Origin of the sequence: Rhizobium giardinii bv. giardinii H152 (genome assembly GCF_000379605.1) — a bacterium.
GTDB classification, from domain to species: Bacteria; Pseudomonadota; Alphaproteobacteria; order Rhizobiales; family Rhizobiaceae; genus Pararhizobium; species Pararhizobium giardinii.
Window position 1 is genome coordinate 32,643 of sequence record NZ_KB902724.1, and the last position, 19,675, is coordinate 52,317.

14 protein-coding genes and 1 pseudogene are annotated in these 19,675 nt (G+C 62.6%); 6 read left to right on the top strand and 9 right to left on the bottom strand.

Features of this window, described 5'->3' with window-relative positions:
- The first annotated feature begins 279 nt into the window (after positions 1-279).
- From A3AY_RS0128675 to A3AY_RS39460, 3 genes and pseudogenes are all read left to right on the top strand, one after another.
- Positions 280-5,334, top strand: coding sequence for a beta strand repeat-containing protein (locus A3AY_RS0128675; protein WP_018329113.1), 5,055 nt, complete (start codon positions 280-282; stop codon positions 5,332-5,334).
- A gap of 130 nt (positions 5,335-5,464) precedes the next feature.
- Positions 5,465-5,727, top strand: a pseudogene (locus A3AY_RS38380) (HupE/UreJ family protein); the annotation flags it as partial.
- 114 nt (positions 5,728-5,841) lie between these two features.
- Positions 5,842-6,015: a helix-turn-helix domain-containing protein gene (locus A3AY_RS39460; protein ID WP_234913124.1), complete on the top strand. Its 174-nt coding sequence runs from the start codon at positions 5,842-5,844 to the stop codon at positions 6,013-6,015.
- Positions 6,016-6,305: 290 nt separating this feature from the next.
- Here A3AY_RS39460 and A3AY_RS0128690 read toward each other — a convergent pair whose 3' ends face one another.
- Entirely contained in the window at positions 6,306-8,300 is a 1,995-nt protein-coding gene (locus A3AY_RS0128690) for a BTAD domain-containing putative transcriptional regulator (protein ID WP_040669368.1), read from the bottom strand.
- Between the two features lie 170 nt (positions 8,301-8,470).
- Here A3AY_RS0128690 and A3AY_RS0128695 point away from each other — a divergent pair, with 170 nt between their 5' ends.
- Positions 8,471-8,713, top strand: coding sequence for a DUF1127 domain-containing protein (locus tag A3AY_RS0128695; protein WP_026203942.1), 243 nt, complete (start codon positions 8,471-8,473; stop codon positions 8,711-8,713).
- 317 nt (positions 8,714-9,030) lie between these two features.
- Here the strand turns inward: A3AY_RS0128695 and A3AY_RS39915 are convergent, their stop codons facing one another.
- The 7 genes from A3AY_RS39915 to A3AY_RS0128730 form a co-directional block, all read right to left on the bottom strand.
- Complete coding sequence (locus A3AY_RS39915; protein WP_162709207.1) at positions 9,031-9,246, bottom strand: hypothetical protein; 216 nt, start codon at positions 9,244-9,246, stop codon at positions 9,031-9,033.
- 7 nt (positions 9,247-9,253) lie between these two features.
- Positions 9,254-10,729: a monocarboxylate uptake permease MctP gene (mctP, locus tag A3AY_RS0128705; protein ID WP_018329119.1), complete on the bottom strand. Its 1,476-nt coding sequence runs from the start codon at positions 10,727-10,729 to the stop codon at positions 9,254-9,256.
- Positions 10,719-10,916, bottom strand: a complete 198-nt coding sequence (locus A3AY_RS0128710; protein WP_018329120.1) for a DUF3311 domain-containing protein — start codon at positions 10,914-10,916, stop codon at positions 10,719-10,721. Before A3AY_RS0128710 ends, mctP begins: the two co-directional genes overlap by 11 nt.
- Before the next feature lie 269 nt (positions 10,917-11,185).
- Positions 11,186-11,830, bottom strand: coding sequence for a two-component system response regulator MctR (gene mctR / locus A3AY_RS0128715; protein ID WP_018329121.1), 645 nt, complete (start codon positions 11,828-11,830; stop codon positions 11,186-11,188).
- Positions 11,827-13,212 carry a two-component system sensor histidine kinase MctS gene (gene mctS / locus A3AY_RS0128720; RefSeq protein WP_018329122.1) on the bottom strand — a complete coding sequence of 462 codons (1,386 nt, stop codon included), beginning with the start codon at positions 13,210-13,212 and terminating at the stop codon, positions 11,827-11,829. Before mctS ends, mctR begins: the two co-directional genes overlap by 4 nt.
- A gap of 228 nt (positions 13,213-13,440) precedes the next feature.
- Positions 13,441-13,677: a hypothetical protein gene (locus tag A3AY_RS0128725; RefSeq protein ID WP_018329123.1), complete on the bottom strand. Its 237-nt coding sequence runs from the start codon at positions 13,675-13,677 to the stop codon at positions 13,441-13,443.
- A gap of 468 nt (positions 13,678-14,145) precedes the next feature.
- Positions 14,146-14,820, bottom strand: coding sequence for a hypothetical protein (locus A3AY_RS0128730; RefSeq protein WP_018329124.1), 675 nt, complete (start codon positions 14,818-14,820; stop codon positions 14,146-14,148).
- Between the two features lie 547 nt (positions 14,821-15,367).
- Between A3AY_RS0128730 and A3AY_RS0128735 the strand changes: the two genes are divergently transcribed.
- Complete coding sequence (locus A3AY_RS0128735) at positions 15,368-16,381, top strand: glycoside hydrolase family 25 protein (RefSeq protein ID WP_018329125.1); 1,014 nt, start codon at positions 15,368-15,370, stop codon at positions 16,379-16,381.
- A 413-nt stretch (positions 16,382-16,794) separates the two neighbouring features.
- On the opposite strand, the gene A3AY_RS0128740 is transcribed toward A3AY_RS0128735, so the two are convergent.
- Entirely contained in the window at positions 16,795-17,625 is an 831-nt protein-coding gene (locus A3AY_RS0128740; protein ID WP_051108438.1) for an IclR family transcriptional regulator, read from the bottom strand.
- 244 nt (positions 17,626-17,869) lie between these two features.
- On the opposite strand from A3AY_RS0128740, the gene gcl reads away from it, so the two are divergent.
- Positions 17,870-19,657, top strand: coding sequence for a glyoxylate carboligase (gene gcl, locus A3AY_RS0128745; RefSeq protein ID WP_018329127.1), 1,788 nt, complete (start codon positions 17,870-17,872; stop codon positions 19,655-19,657).
- The last annotated feature ends 18 nt before the right edge of the window (positions 19,658-19,675 follow it).

A 19,675-nucleotide genomic window follows, 5' to 3' on the forward strand; every position in this document is an offset into this window, starting at 1 on the left:
CGTGTTGCAAGTTCAGCAGCCGTTTGCGAAATCGACGTGATTATCACCAATCCATATTGGTTCCCGCTCCATCCGGTTCAGGTTCGGGCAAGCCTGTTCGCTCATAAATTGTTCCCGTGAGCGGCAACGCTTGATTTTGATATCCGTCACTGCCTCAGGGGCAGGCGGCATATGCCGGCACGTCGACGCGGGCGGTTGTCGAAAATCTGGCTCACATTTTCCCGGAAGCTGGCAGCCGGGAAAATCCAGGCGGCGGGATAATACAAAGGGTTTCATTTTATGACTTCGACCATTCCCTCCCTCAGCGTCAGCCAGATCCGGTCACTCACGACGACGGCAATTGCAGCCTGGACCACCGAAGACATTGCTGCGCTGTCTACGACGCAGATCAGGGCCCTTTCGTCGACCCAGGCCGCAGCCCTCGAAACGGAGGACCTTGCTGCCTTTTCGACGACGCAGATCCGCGCGATATCAGCGGCGGCTATCATCAGCCTGAGCCTGGACCAAATGGCCGTTCTGACGACGGACAAGATCGAAAGCCTGATAACGACCCAGGTCGCCGCCCTCAGCACCAAGCAGGTGGGTGGGCTGGATTCGGCACAGGTCGAGGCCTTGACCTCCTTGCAGGTTGCCGCCCTGAGCTCGGCGCAGCTTCAGACTTTGACCACCGATGAAATCGTGACGCTGTCGACGGCCGACATTGCGGCGATCACCTCGACTGCGATAACGGGGCTTTCCACCGACAATATTGCGGCGCTCAGTACCGCCCAGGCGGCTGCTCTGAAGACGAGTCAGGTCGCGGCGTTGAAGACAACCCAGGTCGCAGCCCTGACATCCGGGCATCTCGCGGTGCTGACCGCCTCGCAAATCGGCGCCTTGAGTTCGGGGCAAATCCGGGTTCTGTCCAGTGAGGACATCGCCGCCCTCTCCACAAGCCAGGTTGCCGCACTGAGCGCGAAGGCGGTCGCAGGACTGACCTCCACGCAGATCGTTGCCTTGTCGACCGATCAGGTGGAGGCCTTGACGTCGTCGCAGGTGGCGGCCCTTAGCGCGACGCAACTTGCCGCTTTGGGCGCGGACGACGTGGTGACCTTTTCGACCGCCGATATTGCGGCGATCAGCTCGGCGGCCATAACCGGACTGTCCACCGGTAGCATCGCGGCACTGGGCTCCGCCCAGGCGGCAGCCATGAAGACGAGCCAAATCGCCGCGTTGAAGACAAACCATGTCGCGGCGCTGACGTCAGTGCAGGTCGCAGCTCTGACAACGGCGCAGATTAGCGCCCTGAGTTCGGCGCAAGTCACGGCGCTGTCCACCGACCGAATGGCCGCTCTCTCGACGGACCAGATTGCCGCTCTCAGCACCAAGGCGATTTCGGGCCTGACCTCTGCGCAGATCGATGCCTTGTCGACCGATCAGGCAGCGGCCCTTACGACTTCCCTCGTCGCCGCCATGAGCTCGACCCAGATCGCTGCACTGGACGCAGATGACATTGCAGCCTTCTCGACGGCCGATATCGCGGCGATCAGCTCGTCTGCCATAACAGGGCTTTCCACCGACAGTGTTGCTGCACTCAGCACCGCCCAGGCAGCGGCGCTGAAGACGAGCCAGGTTGCGGTGTTGAAGACGAGCCAGATCGTCGCCCTGACGTCCGAGCAGATCGCGGCGCTGACCACCTCGCAGTTCAGCGCCTTGACTGCGGCGCAAGTCAAGGTTCTCTCGAGCGACACCATTGCGGCTCTCTCCACCGGCCAGGTCGCCGCCTTGAGCACGAGGGCGGTCACCGGTCTGACATCCGCGCAGGTCGATGCCTTGTCCATCGACCAGGTCGAGGCTCTGACATCATCCCAGGTTGCGAACCTCAGCTCGACGCAGATTTCTGCTTTGAGCGCGGCAGATCTGGCAACCTTCTCCACGGCCGACATCGCGGCGATCGGCTCGTCTGCCATAACCGCACTTTCCACCGGGATTATCGCAGCGCTCAGCCCCGAGCAGACGTTAGCCCTGAAGACGGGCCAGATAGCGGCGTTGAAGACAAGCCAGATCGCCGCGTTGACGTCCCAGCAGATTGCAGCCCTGACCCCGTCGCAGATCAGCGCCCTGAGTTCGCTGCAGGTCACGGCCCTCTCGAGCGACAGCATCGCCTTGCTGGACACTGACCAGATTGCCGCCCTGAGCACCAAGGCGATTGCGGGGCTATCCTCGACGCAGATCGATGCCTTGTCCACCGCGCAGGTCGAGGCCTTGAGTTCGTCCCAGGTTGCGCACCTCAGCGCGACGCAGATTGGCGCCTTCAGCGCAGCAGATCTGGCGACCTTCTCGACGTCCGAGTTGGCGGCGATTACCCCGGCCGCCCTGTCCGGGCTATCCAGCGATAATATCGCGGCTCTCAGCACGGAGCAGGCTGCGGCCCTGAAGACAAGCCAGATCGCGGCGCTGAAGACAGCCCATGTCGCCGCGCTGACGTCCGAGCAGATCGCGGCGCTGACCACGTCGCAGATCGCAGCCCTCAGTTCGGCGCAGATAGCGGTCCTGCCCAACGACAGCATCGGTGCTCTCGCCACAGACCAGATTGCCGCCCTGAGCACCAAGGCGATCGCCGGTTTGACCGCATCGCAGATCAATGCCTTTTCCACCGCCCAGGCTGCGGCTCTGACCTCCGCGCTTGTCGGTGCCATGAGCTCGAGCCAGATAGCGGCACTCTCTTCCGAGGACATTGCGACCTTCTCGACGGCTGATATCGCGGCTATCAGCGCGACGGCCCTGTCCGCACTTTCGACCGGCAACATCGCGAGCCTCAGTGCCGACCAGGCGGCGGCTCTGACGGCAAGCCAGGTGGCAGCACTGTCTTCCAGCCAGATCGCCGCGCTGACGAATGACCAGATCGCCGCGCTGACCACGGCACAGGTCGGCGCCCTCAGTTCGGCGCAGGTCGCGGCTTTGTCCGACGACAGCATCGCCGCGCTGGACACGGCGCAGATTGCCGCCCTGAGCACCAAGGCACTGGCGGGCCTGAGCTCCACCCAGCTCGGCGCCTTGTCCACCGAGCAGGTCGAGGCATTGACGCCGAGTCAGGTTGCAAGCCTGAACTCGACGCAAATTGCCGCTCTGGACACGGCGGACCTCGCGACCTTCTCGACGGGTGACATCGCGGCGATCAGCTCGTCGGCCCTGTCAGGGCTGTCGACCGGAACGATCGCCGCGCTCAGCGCTGAGCAGGCGGCGGCCTTGACGACAAGCCAGATGGCAGTGCTGTCTTCCAGCCAACTCGCCTCGCTCACGTCGGGGCAGCTTGCCACGCTGACGACGTCGCAGATCGGTGCATTGAACTCGAACGCTATATCGGGATTGTCGAGCGCCAACATAGCAGCGCTTTCCGCAGATCAGATCGCCGCCCTGAGCACGCTGGCGGTCGCAGGCTTGACCACCACGCAAATCGAAGCCCTGAGTACCGACCAGCTGGACGTCTTGTCTTCTGCGCAGATCGGAGCGCTCGGCAAGGAGCAGGTGGCCGTTCTGAGCGCCGAGGATCTGGCAACCTTTTCAAATGACGAGATCGCGGCGATCAACTCTGCTGCCATACTTGGCCTTTCAGCCAGCAATATTGCGGCTCTCAGCCCCGACCAGGCTGCGGCCCTGACGACCGGCCAGGTGGCGGCGCTGTCCTCCACCCAGATCGCGGCGCTCGATTCCAGCCAGATCGCCGGCTTGACCCCGGCGCAGATCGGCGCCTTGACGTCTGCGCAGGTCGCGGCTCTATCGCCTGACGGCGTCGCCGCCCTCTCCACCACCCAGATTGCAGCCTTGAGCGCCACGGCGGTGGGTGGTCTGACCTCCTCGCAGATCAGCGCGCTCTCCACGACGCAGGTCCAAGCCCTCTCATCGTCTCAGGTGGCAGGCCTCAGCTCGACGCAGATGGCCGCTTTGAGCGCGGCGGACCTGGCTACCTTCTCGACCGCCGAGATCGCGGCGATCAGCTCGTCTGCCCTATCCGGCCTTTCCACCGGCAACATCGCAGCCCTCAGCTCCGAGCAGACCGCAGCCCTGACGACCGGCCAGGTCGCAGCGCTGTCGACCAGCCAGGTCGCGGCGCTGGGTTCGACCCAGCTTGGCAACTTGACGACGGCGCAGATCGAGGCGCTGAGCTCGGCGCATGTCACGGCATTGTCCACCGGCGGCGTCGGCGCGCTCTCCACGGCCCAGATCGCCGCGCTCAGCACCAAAGCGCTCACGGGTTTTACCTCCAGGCAGATCGATGCCTTGTCGACCGCGCAGGTCGAAGCTCTGACCTCCCCTCAGGTCGCAAGCCTCGACTCCACACAAATTGGCGCTTTGACGGCGGCGGACGTCGCTACCCTTTCGACTGCCGACATTGCGGCGATCAGTTCGTCGGCCATTTCCGGTCTTTCAACCGGCAATATAGCGGCCCTCAGCTCACAGCAGATCGCCGCCCTGACCACAAGCCAGGTGGCGGCGTTGTCATCCGGCCAGGTCGAGGCCGCCCAGCTCGGCAACTTGACCACCGCGCAGATCGGTGCCCTGAGTCCGACCGCCCTTTCGGGGCTGTCGACGTCCACCATCGCCGCACTCTCCACCGACCAGATTGCCGCCCTGAGCACGAAGGCAATCGGGGGGCTTACCTCGGCACAGATCTCCGCATTCACAACCGGCCAGATCGACTCGTTGTCTCCCACGCAGGTCGCCTCATTGGGATCGGCGCAGTTGGCGGCCCTGTCGAGCGGGGACATGGCGAGCTTCTCGACCGCCGATATCGCAGCGATCAGCTCGTCCGCCATACCGGGATTGTCCACCAGCAATATCGCTGCCCTCAGCCCCGAGCAGGCGGCAGCCCTGACGACAAGCCAGATACCGGCGCTGACCTTCAATCAGATCAAGGCCCTGAGTTCCAGCCAGATCGGCGGCCTGACCACCGTGCAGATCGGCGCCCTGAACGCCATACAACTTGCGGCGCTGGGTACGGACACGATTGCCGCACTGTCCACCAGCCAGATTGCCGCCCTGAACTCCAAGGCGATCGTCGGGCTGACCACCGCGCAGATCGGCGCCTTGACGACTGAACAGGTGGAGGCATTGACGGCGGCCCAGGTCGGAGGACTGAGCTCGGCGCAAATCGCGGCACTGACCACCGAGGACCTCGCGACCTTCTCGACCAGCGATATCGCGTCGATCAGCACGTCTGCCCTTTTCGGACTGTCGACCCAGGATATTTCGAGCCTGTCGAGCAACCAGATATACGCCATAACCACGACCCAGATTGAGGCGATGGATGCCGAGCGGATTGCTGCAGTCGTTTCAGCCTACCAGTCATTCTGACGGTGGGCTGCGCGGCGTTGACCAGATGATGCAGGGCGGCGTGCGCTTGTTCGACGAGCCGATGGGACAGTTTGTCGAAAAGCGCCTGTCGTCGGGGCTCCGGGCTGCTAGCCCGGAACCCTCGAGGGGGAAACCGGTGGAGGCCGTCATCGCGCTAAGCATTGCCTTCGTTGCCAAGGAATTGATCACGCAGCGTCCCGGCGAACGACGCCTTCCCAAGCCTATCCCTGTCTCGTGGCATTTGCTTTTGGACTTCTTCATGGCTTCGGATTTGCTGGCGCGCTCAAGGGGACGGGGTTGCCACAGTCGGACGTGCCGGTAGCTCTGCTGACCTTCAATCTTGGCGTCGAGGCCGGCCAGCTCCTCTTCGTGGCGGCGGTGCTGATTTTGTTCTGGGCATACCGCCGCCCCCTTCGCCTGATGGCCGGTCGCCCAGCAGCCATACGCTGTACCTCGCTTACCTCGGGTTGGCATGGGGGCTGGCTGGCATTCTGATGTGGCCCGCCATTGCGGTCTGGCGGCAACAGTATCAGCAAGACGGCGAAGCTGACCGGCTGCAGCGAAGCGCAGGTGAAGCGCGTCTGGGCTCGACATCAGAAGGAAAGCGGGAAGCAGGAAATGTTGTCGCAAAAGTTGAGTTCTGCGACTGTGCAAAAGTCAGTTGCAAAACCGTCGCTTTGATCGGGAGTTTTCGCGACAAGGCAAGGTCGCGAGAGGTGGTTTTCTTCCGTAGCTTCCCTCGATCGGAACGAGAAAGAAGCGCCATTTCGCGACATTCGTGGCCCTTCTCAAAACCTGCCCTTCGCGCAACGGCTCGAGTCGACCCTTCTGCTACGTTCACCGGTCACAACGGGACCAGCAGTCATGACCCAAGGCTGCCACTTCGGGGCCAGTCGCGGATATGGTCGCCCGCCTGTCCTGCCGCCCATTTTGGGCACTTGGGTTCGGATGACCACGGCGTCCGCGCTGGTTCATTTCTCGGGAATGCCGGCACGGATCAGACCTGCAATGACGTGCTGGAGGTGTGGCAGACGACGCGAAACCGGCAGGGCGGCATGCCGCGCGATCGTGAAATCGGGCTGCAATTCGAGGAACCTGCGCGCCGCCCAGCGAGCCGTCGCAAGATCGTCGGCCATCGCCGCCCAGGACGCCAGCATGCGGTAGGCCCAGGTGACATTTGGATGCCGAGTGACGACGTCCGTTGCGATTTCGGCCGCTTCCTTCCAGCGCCCCTCCAGCGAAAGCGTTGCCCCCACGCCCATCTTCATGTTGAACGCGAAAGGGTCCAGCGGACTTAAGGCCATGGCTCGTTCGAAGCGAGCGCGGGCGTTTTCCGGCTCGTTCTGATAGATGCCTACCCAACCGAAGCGATTCCAGGCCCAGGCATTGTTCGGGTCCAGCGACAAGGCGGCCTCGATGAAGGTAAGGCCCTTCTCGATATCTCCCGCGAGGCTGGCGGCCGAACCGCAAGCCGTCAACGCGGTCGGATCGTTCTCGATCAGGCCGGTTGCCTTTCCTACCTCGTCCATCGCTACGGCCACGGTGCCGGCGGTGTCATTCGTCCAAAGATACTGTGCTGACAACGCAAGGCACCATGCCAGCAACGCATGCGCCCGACCGTAATTGGGGTCGAGGTCGATCGCCTGTCGCAGGATCGCCACGGCTTCGTTCATGGATTCGGAATTTTGGCCCCACAATTTGGGAAAGGCCCGCATGACCAGATCGTAGGCACCGAGATCCGCCGGCGGCGTGCTCCTGGCTGCCTCGATTTCCGCCAGGCGGACCGCTGGATGGATCGCGCCGGCAACCTGCGCCGCAATCCGGTCCTGGAAGGCGAACAGCTCCGACGTATCGCCCTCATAACGGTCCGACCAGAGCTGGTTGCGGGACTGCGCGTCCACGAGCTGCACGGAAATGCGTAAACGGCTGCCTCCACGCCGCACTGTGCCTTCCACGACATAGGCAACCCCAAGTTCTTCGCCGACCTCGCGCACATCGATGAACCGGCCCTTGAAGACGAAGGCGGACTGGCGGGCGATCACGAAGAAATCGCGCACACGCGACAACGCAGCGGTTATCTCCTCAACGACGCCGTCGACGAAGTAACCATCATCGCCACCGCTCAGATTATCGAAGGGCATGACAACGATCGAGGGCTGGTCACGACGCCTGCGGGGCACCGAGATAGAGACCTGTGCGGGACCAGCCGGCGACTGCGCCACAACAGGGCTTTGGTCCGGCGTCCCGTCGATCTGCCCGGAAAGCAAGGCCTGTGTGGCTTGTTCCGGCTCCACGCCCAAATCGCGACGCAGGACCTCCTGGCACAGCAGATATTGTCGCAGCGCCGCATTAGCCTTGCCGCGATCGAGGTAAATTCGGATCAGGGCGCGATGCGCCTCCTCGGCAGACGGATCGGTTTTTAAAAGCCGTTCCGCCAGACGCTCGCAAGATAGTTCTTCAGGCGAGCCACCGCGCGGCGAGGCGAGGCTGAGACGCTCGACCAGTTCAAGGGCAGTGCGGCGGTAGCCCATCCTGTAGGGTGCGAACCATTCCACCCCCTCCGAAGCAGGCTGCGCGCCGAGCAGATCGCCAACATAAAGGTCGGCAGCGAAGGCGAGAGCAGCAGCATCGTTTGCCGAAGCTTTGTGATCGAACAGCCAGACATCGACATCGTCGTCACTCGCAGTCAGCACGAGGCACTCGTTGTCACCGGCGATGTGGATTGCAGCTCCCTCGCCGGATGGAAACACTCGCCTGATGTCCACCAATGCCTGACGCAAACTATTGCGTGCCTGGGCTTCGCCGCGATCCGGCCAGAAGGCTTCAGCCAAGGCTTCACGCGTCCGCCCCTTCTTGCCGGCCAGCACAAGCGCCGCGAAAACCAAGGCGGCCTTTCGCGTGGCAAAACGGACCGCCCGGCCTTGCGGGGATACGAGATCGAAACCGTCGAACAACCGAACACGCATGGGAAAGCCTTCGTTGCCCGCGGTCACGATAACATTTGCGGCTGTCGTTTTAACGCAGATTTAGCGCCGCTGCCGCCTGCAACGAAAGTTTTTTCACGCCCGGACGAATGGTGGCCAAGCGCCGGCCTGCGAATCTTGTCCCATCGAAATTTGAAAAGTGGGAGACCAGCATGGCACATTTTCAGGTCAATACGGGGTTCGGGAACCGCAACCTCGGCAAGACGCTGAGCGAGTATCTCGGGCCAATCCTTGCGAGATTGGACAGCTGGCGGCGCGAAACGGCCCAGCGCCGGGCAATTGCGGACTTGACCGACGATACATTGCGCGACGTGGGCTACTCACCCGATGCTACGCCGAAGCCGGTCATTGAGATCGAAGCGGGCCTGATGAGCAAGCTGATGTCCATGCGCTGAGGGCTAGGCAGTTCCGGTCGCATTGCGGCAACAAAGCGATCGATCGCCGAACCCGCGGCGTGAAGACCACCAAGTCAGCGGCTTCATATAACATGGCGGCTTTGCGCAACACGACCAACCGAAATTGCCGCGACCGCCCCTGATGGCCCAGGAATGCAGAACCGCAGCTCGGTCGGGATTCTGGCTCTCCGTCGGCGTGCCGATCCGCCGCGCCAGGTCGGCCCGGAGATCACCGGAATCGAAATAGGCTCGCATCCGGAATTCATTGAGAAGCTTTCGGCCTACCCCTCGTCGGCCGTCGCCGTGCCGCACCTTTTTCAGAAACGCTCTGCGTGGCGTAGCGGCAGGTGAGCGTCACGACCAAAATAATTCATCCTGTGGCTGGCTTGATTGCGATCCTGACCCGCGATCGCTTCGGAATTTCGGTAATCGGGAATATGGAGCCCGGTGGTTTCACAAGGGTTCGGTCTCGTAAAAATTTGAAAATTGATGGCCTTCGTCCAGAGGACCGCATCGTAGCGGTCCTCTGTCATTTCGGATTTATGCCCGCGCCGGTGTCCTTGCGGGCACGATGGCATTGACCGCAACCGCGACGGCGATGTTCGCCGCAAGGGCAAGCAGGCCGGTGTAGATGGTGAACGGTTCTCCACCGAGGCTGATCAGGTGCAGCGGCTTCCAGCCGGCATCCCAAACGAGGAAGGTGCCGCCGATGAAGCCGACGAACCAGCCTGCGAGCAGGCTCGGTGCACGGAACCAGTTGGTATAGAGACCGAAAACCAGGGCCGGAAGCGTCTGCAGGATCCAGATACCGCCAAGCAATTGCAGGTCGAGGGCGAACTGCGTCGGCAGGAAGATGATGACCAGCAGGGCGCCCACCTTGACGACGAGCGAGGTCAGTTTGGCGACCTTTGCTTCGCCCGCATCGCTGACATTCGGATCGACGTAAGCCTTCCAGAAATTGCGGGTGAAGAGGTTCGCCGCGCCGATGCTCATTACCGCAGCCGGCACGAGGGCGCCGATCGCGATCGCCGCGAAGGCGAAGCCGGAGAACCAGCCCGAGAACAGCGTCTTGAAAAGAGCCGGCACGACATCATTGGCGCTTTCGAGCTTCAGGCCGGCGGCATGGCCCATATAGCCGAGGAGTGCGAGAAGGCCGAGCAGCAGCGTGTAGGCCGGCAGCAGGACGGCATTCTTGCGGATCGTCTTGCCGCTGTTCGAGGCGAAGATACCCGTCAGCGTATGCGGATACATGAAGGCGGCGAGCGCCGAGCCGAAGGCGAGCGTCGCATAGGCGACATACTGGTTGCCGGCGAGCAGAAGATCACCCTTTCCCTTGGCCTGGAAAGCCGCGTCGGCCGAGGCAAAGACGTTGGCATAACCGCCGAGCTTCGAGGGAATGAGCGCCACGGCTGCGATCACCACGATATAGATCATGATGTCCTTGACGAAGGCGATCAGCGCCGGGGCGCGCAGACCGGCCGAATAGGTATAGAGCGCAAGCACGATGAAGGCGATCGCCAGCGGCAGTTCGCCGTGCAGGCCAAGCGCCTTGAGCACAGCCGTCATGCCGACGAGCTGGAGAGCGATATAGGGCATGGTGGCGATGACACCGGTTGCCGCCACCGCGAGTTCGAGGCCGCGCGAACCATATTGGCCGTGCACGACGTCACCGGCCGTCACATAGCCGAAATCCCTTGCCCGTTTCCACAGGATAGGCATGACCATGAAGACGAAGGGATAGACGACAATGGTATAGGGCAGGGCGAAGAAGCCGTAGGCGCCGACCGTGTAGACGAGTGCCGGAACGGCGATCACCGTATAGGCCGTATAGAAGTCGCCGCCGACCAAAAACCAGGTGATCCATGTGCCGAAGCTACGACCGCCAAGGCCCCACTCGTCGATATGGGCAAGCGTCTCGGGCTTGCGCCAGCGGGAGGCGACGAATCCGAGAACGGTTACGAGTGCAAAGAAGAAGAGGAAGACGGCAAGCGCCGTGCCGTCGATATCAGTCGTCATGGCGCGTGCTCCGATAGGCGATAAAGGTCAGCGTGGCGGTGATCGGTACCCAGAGAAGCTGGTACCAATAGAAGAAGGGAAAGCCGAACAGCGCCGGCTCGCGCATATTGTAGAGGGGCGGCCAAAGCAGGCCGATATAGGGAATGACGAGCAGCCAGAGCGCCGCCTTTTTCCGTGATTTTTCCATGTCGGATACCTCTCGGGCGCCAAAGGTGGCGCCAGGTTGCAGTTGTCGGCGTGGAAGGTGGGGCTTGTCAGTCGCTCGCCGGGGCGAACTTGGCTCGGGCCGTCGCAACGGGTTTTCCGACTGAGCGGAAGCAGACGTGATGCATTTGAAATCCTCCCAACGGCTCGCCTTAGCCAGCCGTGGTGGAGTCCTATGGCGAGGGTTTTCGTCCGGCAAGATGGCGGGAAGGGTGAAATACCCGCGTCTACCCAGAAGTGGGTAGACGCGATTTATCCCGCTTTGACGCCGATGCCGTGATCGAGCGCATAGCGGATCAGGCCGGCGGTCGTTGCAATGCCGAGCTTCCTTTTGAGGTTCTTGCGATGGGTTTCGGCCGTCGCTGGCGTTATTCCGAGCGCCTCGGCCATCTCCTTGTTGCTCCGGCCGGAACCGATGAGGCCGAGGATGTCGCGTTCTCGCGGCGTCAGGGAATGCGTGTCACTGCCGTTCTCGCGCTCCATGAGCACATCGACGACGCCCGACGAGAAGTATGTGCCACCGCCAGCCACCGTCTCGATGGCAGAAACGATCTCGTCGCTGGAAACGTCCTTGAGAATATAGCCGGCGGCGCCACGCATCACCGACGAGGAGATGTATTCCCGACTGTCATGCATGGAGAGCATGACGATTCTCGCGTCGGGCAGTTCCTTGCGGAAGAGCTCGATGGCGTCGATGCCGTTCAGCTTCGGCATGTTGATGTCCATCAGAACGACGTGGGGGCGGACTTCACGACCGATATCGAGGCCGGTTTGCGCAAGGCCCGCCGTTCCTGCAACCTCGATATGATCGAAGGTTTCGAGCACCGCCTTGAGCCCGTCGAGCACCAGCAGATGATTGTCGATCAGCAAGACCTTGATTTTCGAACGCGCTGTCATGCGGCTTTGACCTGGTCGTGCGGCTGCATATTGGCCGATTTCGGCATCATCGCCGTCAGTGTCGTGCCTGCGGCGTTGCTGTCGATCAGAAGCAGGCCGCGGAAATGCGCCATTCTTTCCTGCATGTTGCGCAGGCCAAGACCGTGCCCGCCGGGACTTGCCCCTTTGCCGTCGGCGAAGCCCGCGCCGTTGTCGGACACCGTCATGCGCGCCCGTCCGTCCTCGCTCCAGAGTTTCACCGCAAGTCGGTCCGCGCCGGAATGCCGCTCGACATTGTTGAACGCCTCCTGTGCAACGCGATAAAGCGCCGTGCTGGCTTCGGGCTTGAGCCGGTCGATAAAACCGGAAGCCTCGATCTGCGTCGATATTCCCGTTCGTTCCTGAAAATTAAAACACAGTGCCTGAAGCGCTGCCGTCAGCCCCATATCGTCGAGCACGCGAGGGCGAAGATCGTGCGACAGCCGGCGGATCTCCTTGATCGCGCCGTTCAGCGCCTCGACGCCGCGGTCTATGGTCAGGGCGGCATCGTTGACATCGGTCCTGACCTTTCGGCCGGCCAGGTCCATCGCATAGCGCACGCCGACGAGATTTTGCGAAATGCCGTCGTGCAGTTCGCGGGCAAGACGGGCGCGTTCCTCCTCCTGCGTGTCGATCACCCGCTGGGTCAGCGCCTTCAACTTGCCGTCGGCCATGCGTCGCTCGTGAAAGGTCAGCAGCATGCAGGTCGTGAAAACGACGATGACCGCGGGAACGGCAATCAGCGCCACGATCACGAAGGTGCTTCTGATGCTGGCGCGCATGCTTGCATTCGCCGCCGCCGTCTGCGCGAAGACGTCGTCGAGATATACGCCGGTTCCCACGACCCAGCGCCATTTGTCGAGGCTGACGACGAAGGACAGCTTGTCGGCCATCTGGCCGCTGGACGGCTTCTGCCATTTATACTGGTGCAGGCCACCCCCTGCCTTTGCCGTTGCGATCAGCTCCGCGATGACCTTGTCGCCGTCGGGATCGGTCAGGTCGAGCCAGTTGCGCCCATGCCTGAAGATCTGGCGCGGATGGACGATGTTGTTTCCGTCATAGTCGTAGGCGAAGAAATAACCATCCTTGCCGTAGTCGAGCGACGTCAGGATCGCTGCGACCCTATCCTTTGCGGCCTGATCGTCGGCATCGGCGTCGCGGTATGTCGCCTGGATGGCCGAGAGGGCGAGGTGAATGAGGTTGAGGATTTCCGTTTCCTTGGCCTTCAGCATGTTCTGTTCGAACGTCGCGATATTGTCCTTTGTGAGGTTTGCCGACTGCCAGGTGATGAAGGCCGTGATCGCCAGGATCGCAATCACAAGCGGAATGATCGCCAGTGCTATGATCTGATGCCTTAGCGTCAAGAGACGTCCTCCCCCAGGTTCCCGGCCGATTTCATGCGGGTCGCTCCTCGTCACGGACCGCCGAAACATTGGTCAGTAAGGCGGCAATGATAGCGCGCGGTCAAGTATGGCATGTGCCATCTTGTGGTATATCGTTTCCGTGCGATGAAACGTGCTTGGCGACAGCCGGCGCCAGGCCGACATGGTACAAGGGGGCAGGCCAGCGCCGCGATGACGCCGTGGGCGCACCTATCCGTAGGCTCCGGAAATCAGCAGAATGGCGCCCACCGCCATCATACCCAAACCGGGCCAGTTCCGGCTGACCCCGAGGAAGCCGAGCCCTTGTCTGGGCGGCTCCAGCGTGGGGCTCGCGGCACCCTGAGCGGCCTTGTTCGGATCACTCAGCCGCCGGCGAGCGATCGCTTCGCGGAACAACAACAGCAAGCCGCAGATAAACAGCGCGGCACCCGCAAAAATTGCCAGCATGGCAGCATCCTCCCGGTCACGCAGTATAGCGCATGCGCGCAGCGGACGACACTCCGGCTGGCCGAGGGAATATATTTGACCTCATGGTGATGCCGAATGCGTCCGGCCACTGGCTTTTCCGGCACCGTTCCCTTAAGCCCCGGTGCGATGCCACCAGTAGTCCATCCATCGGCAAGGTACACCCAATGCGAGAATTTTCGTTGCAGGGGAAAGTTAATCTGATAGGTTGTATATGGACGAGCTCGTGTGGAGCAAGCCCGCCCCGGTATCTTGCCCCTTGCCGAGCGGCAAGGGGCTTTTTTGCGAAGATTCGGCGACATCCGGGCCTTCGTTTTGCGGATTGCGCAGCAGCGCCCGACGCCCCAATGCCTCTCCCGGGATTGCTCGTCCTACGTGTATTGCCGCCGCCGTCTGGGTCGGGCGGCGAAAGCCGGTTCTTCCTCGGCAGCCGCAAGGGCGCGCCACGCCTCAGGCCACGCAGCCGCACCTCGCGGATCGGGCATAGGAAGCGAGCGCGGCCCGCTTGCTGCGACCGTCGCCGAGGAACGCATCGATCACGGCGGCGATATCGCCGGATCGGTACCGCGCCCAATGGCCGAGGCCATGAAGGGCTGCCTCCTGACAGGCGATCCAGTCGAGTTTCAGCGTCCGGCGCATGACATCGATCGCGGTGCTGTGCAGCAGGTCGCAAGCCGGATCATCCGGAAGCGCCAGGCAGGGGAACTCGTCCCACCACATATAGCACACGGTGTTCAACGCCGCCGCGCCCGGTTCGTCGCTGTGACAGAGGACAGCGGCGCAGCGCGGGGCAAACAGGTCGTCGAAGACGTCGGCGATCGCCTCGATGCACCGCCGGCGCGCTGCCGTCGGCACGGAGGTATTGTAGAACCAGCCGTTGTCGCCCGACGCGCTCGTGCTCAAGAGATAGGTGAAGCCCTGCGCGATCTGCGCGTCGGAAAAACCGGCGAGCGACGGTCCGGTCGACGAAAACAGCCGCGTAAAATAATCGATGGCGACGGACGGCTGCGGATCCCACCAGGGCGGGTCGTCGTCGAAGAACCACTGGTTGCCGTGCGGCCGGATCGCGGGGCCGAACGCGTGCTCGAGCCAGTCGTCGTAGTTCAGGTCTGATACAGCAGGCATGGAAGCCTCCCTGGCGGCTGCGATTCCAGCCGGATCTTTTTTCTCATGACCTGGTCGCGAACGCCAGTGATGTCCTCGAATGTCGTTTTCCAAGGCGTGGCTGCTCAGACTTTCCCGCGGTCTGTGGCTGGCTGCGGCTTTTACTCTCCCCTCGAGGGGGCGGTTCCGAGCACAGCCCGGGGTGGGGGTGAATTCCGCCGTCCCTGACGCTCATCCCGCTGCGCTGTGCTCCCGCGTCAAGGGGAGATGGGCCGCCGAAACACCGTCCGAACCATCCTCCCTGGTGTTACCTGTCCTTTACCTGACTGGGGCGCTGGGAGGTGGATGTAGATTTTTCTCCTCTCCCAGAGGGGAAGAGGCGCGCGGCGGCTTTCCTGGCGCACGGAGCGTCCGCGTTTTCGGACGTTTCATGTGTCGGGCCTGCGCGCTATTTGCTCATTTCCGTATGCGAAAGATCGGATTCAATCTTTGTTGGTAATTTTCCGTTAGCAATTGACGGCAGTGGGGCGCGTCAGCGCCGTGGGCTTTGTTTTGCGTGTGTGGTCCTATGCGTCTGTCGGCTGTTCTAGCACTTCTTCTTGTCGGGTTTGCCCTGTCGGGCTGCGGGTCGCGGCCCGACAGCGGCGCGGCGGCCCGACCATCGCCGGAGACGACCAACTCGGTCACGCAGCCGGTCGTCCCCGTGCCATCGGCCGACGTCGCCGAAACGCAGGCTGCGCCGCAGCAGGAGGAGCTGGCCTGGGCCGGGCAGGTCCCGCAGCCGCAGGCCTTCGAGGCCGTGGCGACCGAGGGCATGGCCATTCCGACGGAACGGCCGGTGGCGCTGATGACGCCGGACAATCCGGCGACGGCGGCGCGGCCGGGCCGGCGGGCGCAGATCTACAGTCGCCAGTTCCGCGACGCCCATCCGATCAATTTTGGCTCCCGCTCGCCGCGCAAGCTTGCCGTCCACGGCGTCGACATTTCCCGCTGGCAGGGCGAGATCGACTGGGACAAGCTTCGCACGCAAGGGGCAAACTTCGCCTATATCAAGGCGACCGACGGCGGCGACCATCTCGACCCGATGTTTAGGAAGAACTGGAAGCGCGCCAAGGAGGCCGGGCTGAAGCGCGGCGCCTATCACTTCTTCTATTGGTGCCGCACCGCCGGCGAGCAGGCCGACTGGTTCATCCGCAACGTACCGCGCGACCCGCAAGCGCTGCCGCCGGTGATCGACGTCGAATATAACGGCGAGTCGAGCTGCAAGCGGCGCATCTCGCGGGCCAAAGTGCTGGAAAAGATGCAGGTCTTCATGGACAAGTTGGAGCGGCACTACGGCCAGCGCCCGGTAATCTACACCGCACCGGATTTCTACCGCGACAATCTCGACGGCGAATTCAAGAACCACCCCTTCTGGCTCCGCTCCGTCGCCGCCCACCCGTCAAAGGTCTATCCGGGACGCAAGTGGCTGTTCTGGCAATATTCCGGCTCGGGGCTTTCGCATGGCGTGGAGGGCAGGATCGACCTCAACGTGTTCCACGGCAGCGAGGAGGATTGGCATGGGTGGGTTGCCGGGCTCTAATGGCGGAACGTCGTGGCCGACCGGTGGGCACTGAGCGCAGCGACACGTCCAAAGCAGCATAAAACATCGTCTTCCTTGTCTCGGTTACATCGAGATCATAGTGGGAGAGCTTGCCCCTTTTGGAACCGCCCGATTACACATGCTTTGGGCCGATAGCGGCCCCCATCGGCCCTAAGATCATCTGGGGAGGGACAAATCTCCGCGTTGACGTGACCTGAACGTTTTGTTTTAGTTGCGCCGCCTGTAGAATTCGAACGCTCCGGGTACGTAGAGCCCTCTCGGCATTGCCGACTGGGCTCTTTGTTTTTCTAGCAAACCCATTACCGCAAGATCATCTGTGCTCCAGCCCCTGGGGCTTTTTTGTCTGGTGGTGTTCGCTGATTTATGTCGGGTTCGACATCTATTTGATCTCGTTACCTCTGCCCGCCTATCGCCCGTGTCAGCCCATCCGCCGCAGCCTTGACCACCGGCCCCAGCTCCTCAAGCCGCCCGTCCTGCAGCCTTACCGCCGGACCTGATACCGAAATTCCCGCGATCGCTTCGCCATATTCGTTGAAGATCGGGGCGGCGAGGCAGCGCATTCCCAGGGTGTGTTCCTCGTCGTCGACGGAGAATCCGCGGGTGCGGATGGCGGCAAGGTCGGTCAGGAGCCTGGGCAGCGTGTCGCGGGTGTTTTCGGTGAAGCGAGGCAGCGGGCGGGACGCAAACAGGCTTTCGATAGCCGGTTGGCTCCATGTCGAGAGGATGGCCTTGCCGATGCCCGACGCGTGGACCGGGCCGCGGCGGCCGGGACGGAAGAAGGCGCGCATCGGGGCGTGGCTCTCGACCTGGGAGATGAAGACGACGTCGCCGCCGTCCTCGATTCCGATATTGGCGGTTTCGCCGGAGCGTTCCATCAACTGTTTGAGGAAGGGGCGGCTGATCGTGCCGAGCTTGCGGAAGCGCAGGAATGCATTGCCGATCTCGAACGCCTTCAGCCCGATCGTCCAGGCGCCGGTCTCGGCGTCATGGGCGACCATGCCGTGACCGGAAAGGGCGGTGAGCAGCCGGTGGACGGTGGAGGGGGCCATGCCGGATTGGTCGGCAAGGTCGGTCAGCGCCGCACCGTCGCCGCCCGCCACCAGCTCGAGCAGCTTCAGGCTGCGGTCGAGCACCTGGACGGAGGAGTGGGCGGCGTTTTCATTTGCCTTGCGGCCGGGTCTGGCGCGCAGATGATCCTGTCTTGGTGGTTTTTCGTCTGCCATGTGCGTCCCCTTGACCGTTTCGTACACCACCCCCTCTGCCCTGCCGGGCATCTCCCCCGCAAGGGGAGACCGGCGTGGGGGGCCGGCCGCTTGCTCCCGATCTTCCCCGGCGGAGAGAAGAGGGTCATTCATGTCGGTTTCGTTGAAAATGTTTATTTCCATTCTATGGGAATGATTTCCATTATTCAATTGCTCGCTCAAGAAAAAGGACTACCCTTCCTCTCAGACGATGGAGGATCTAGTCATGGCGAAAATGCGCGCTGTCGATGCGGCGGTTCTGGTTCTGGAGCGGGAAGGCGTCGATTGCGCCTTCGGGGTTCCGGGCGCGGCGATCAATCCCTTTTATTCGGCGCTGAAGGCGCGCGGCTCGGTGCGCCATATCCTGGCGCGGCATGTCGAGGGCGCCTCGCATATGGCGGAGGGTTTTACCCGCGCCAAACACGGCAATATCGGCGTATGCATCGGCACCTCGGGGCCGGCCGGCACCGACATGATCACCGGCCTTTATTCGGCCCAGGCGGATTCGATACCGATCCTCTGCATCACCGGCCAGGCGCCGCGCGCCCGGCTCGACAAGGAGGACTTTCAGGCAGTCGACATCGCCAGGATCGCCGGGCCGCTGACCAAATGGGCGGTCACCGTCATGGAGCCGGCGCTGGTACCCTTCATCTTCCAGAAGGCGTTCCACCTGATGCGCTCTGGCCGCCCCGGGCCGGTGCTGATCGACCTGCCGGTCGACGTGCAGCTCGCCGAGATCGAGTTCGACATCGACACCTATGCCTCGCTTCAGCCCTACAAGCCAACGGCGACGCGGGCGCAGGCCGAAAAGGCGATCGCAATGCTGAATGCGGCCGAGCGGCCGCTGATCGTTGCCGGCGGTGGCATCATCAATGCGGACGCCTCTGATCTTCTCACTGAATTCGCCGAAATCACCGGCATTCCCGTCATCCCGACGCTGATGGGCTGGGGAACGATCCCGGACGATCATCCGCTGATGGCCGGCATGTGCGGACTGCAGACCTCGCACCGCTACGGTAATGCCACCCTGCTCGCCTCCGATTTCGTGCTTGGCGTCGGCAACCGCTGGGCGAACCGCCACACCGGCAACGTGCCGACTTATACGGAGGGGCGAAAATTCATCCATGTCGATATTGAGCCGACCCAGATCGGCCGCGTCTTCGCACCGGATTTCGGCATCGTCTCGGATGCGGGCGCAGCCCTGAAGCTGTTCCTCGACGTTGCGACCGAATGGAGGACGGCGGGCAAGTTGAAGGATTGGTCGGGCTGGGCGGAGGAATGCCGCGAGCGCAAGCGCACCATGCTGCGCAAGACGCATTTCGACCAGACCCCCTTGAAGCCGCAGCGCGTCTACGAGGAGATGAACAAGGCGTTCGGCCGCGACACCTGCTACATCTCGACCATCGGCCTCAGCCAGATCGCCGGCGCGCAGTTCCTGCATGTCTACAAGCCGCGCAACTGGATCAATTGCGGCCAGGCGGGGCCGCTCGGCTGGACCCTGCCGGCAGCGCTCGGAGTGCGCGCGGCGGACCCGAGCCGGTCGATCGTGGCGCTGTCGGGCGACTATGATTTCCAGTTCATGATCGAGGAACTGGCGGTCGGCGCCCAGCACAGGCTGCCCTACCTGCATGTGGTCGTGAACAATTCCTATCTCGGCCTCATCCGCCAGGCCCAGCGCGGCTTCGACATGGATTTCGAGGTGAGCCTCGCCTTCGACAACATCAACGCCTCGGGTGACGCGGAAAAGGGCTACGGCGTCGATCACGTTGCCGTCGCAGAGGGCCTCGGCTGCAAGGCGATAAGGGTGAGGAGCCCGAACGAGTTCCAGGAGGCATTCGCGAAGGCAAAGGCATTGATGGACGAACATCAGGTACCGGTCGTCATCGAGTTCATCCTTGAGCGCGTCACCAACATTTCCATGGGCGTGGACATCAATGCGGTCGTCGAGTTCGAGGAGCTGGCCGAACGCGGCGAGGATGCGCCGACGGCGATCATGGCTGCCCTGCTCGACTGATCGATGACAAGAAACGGA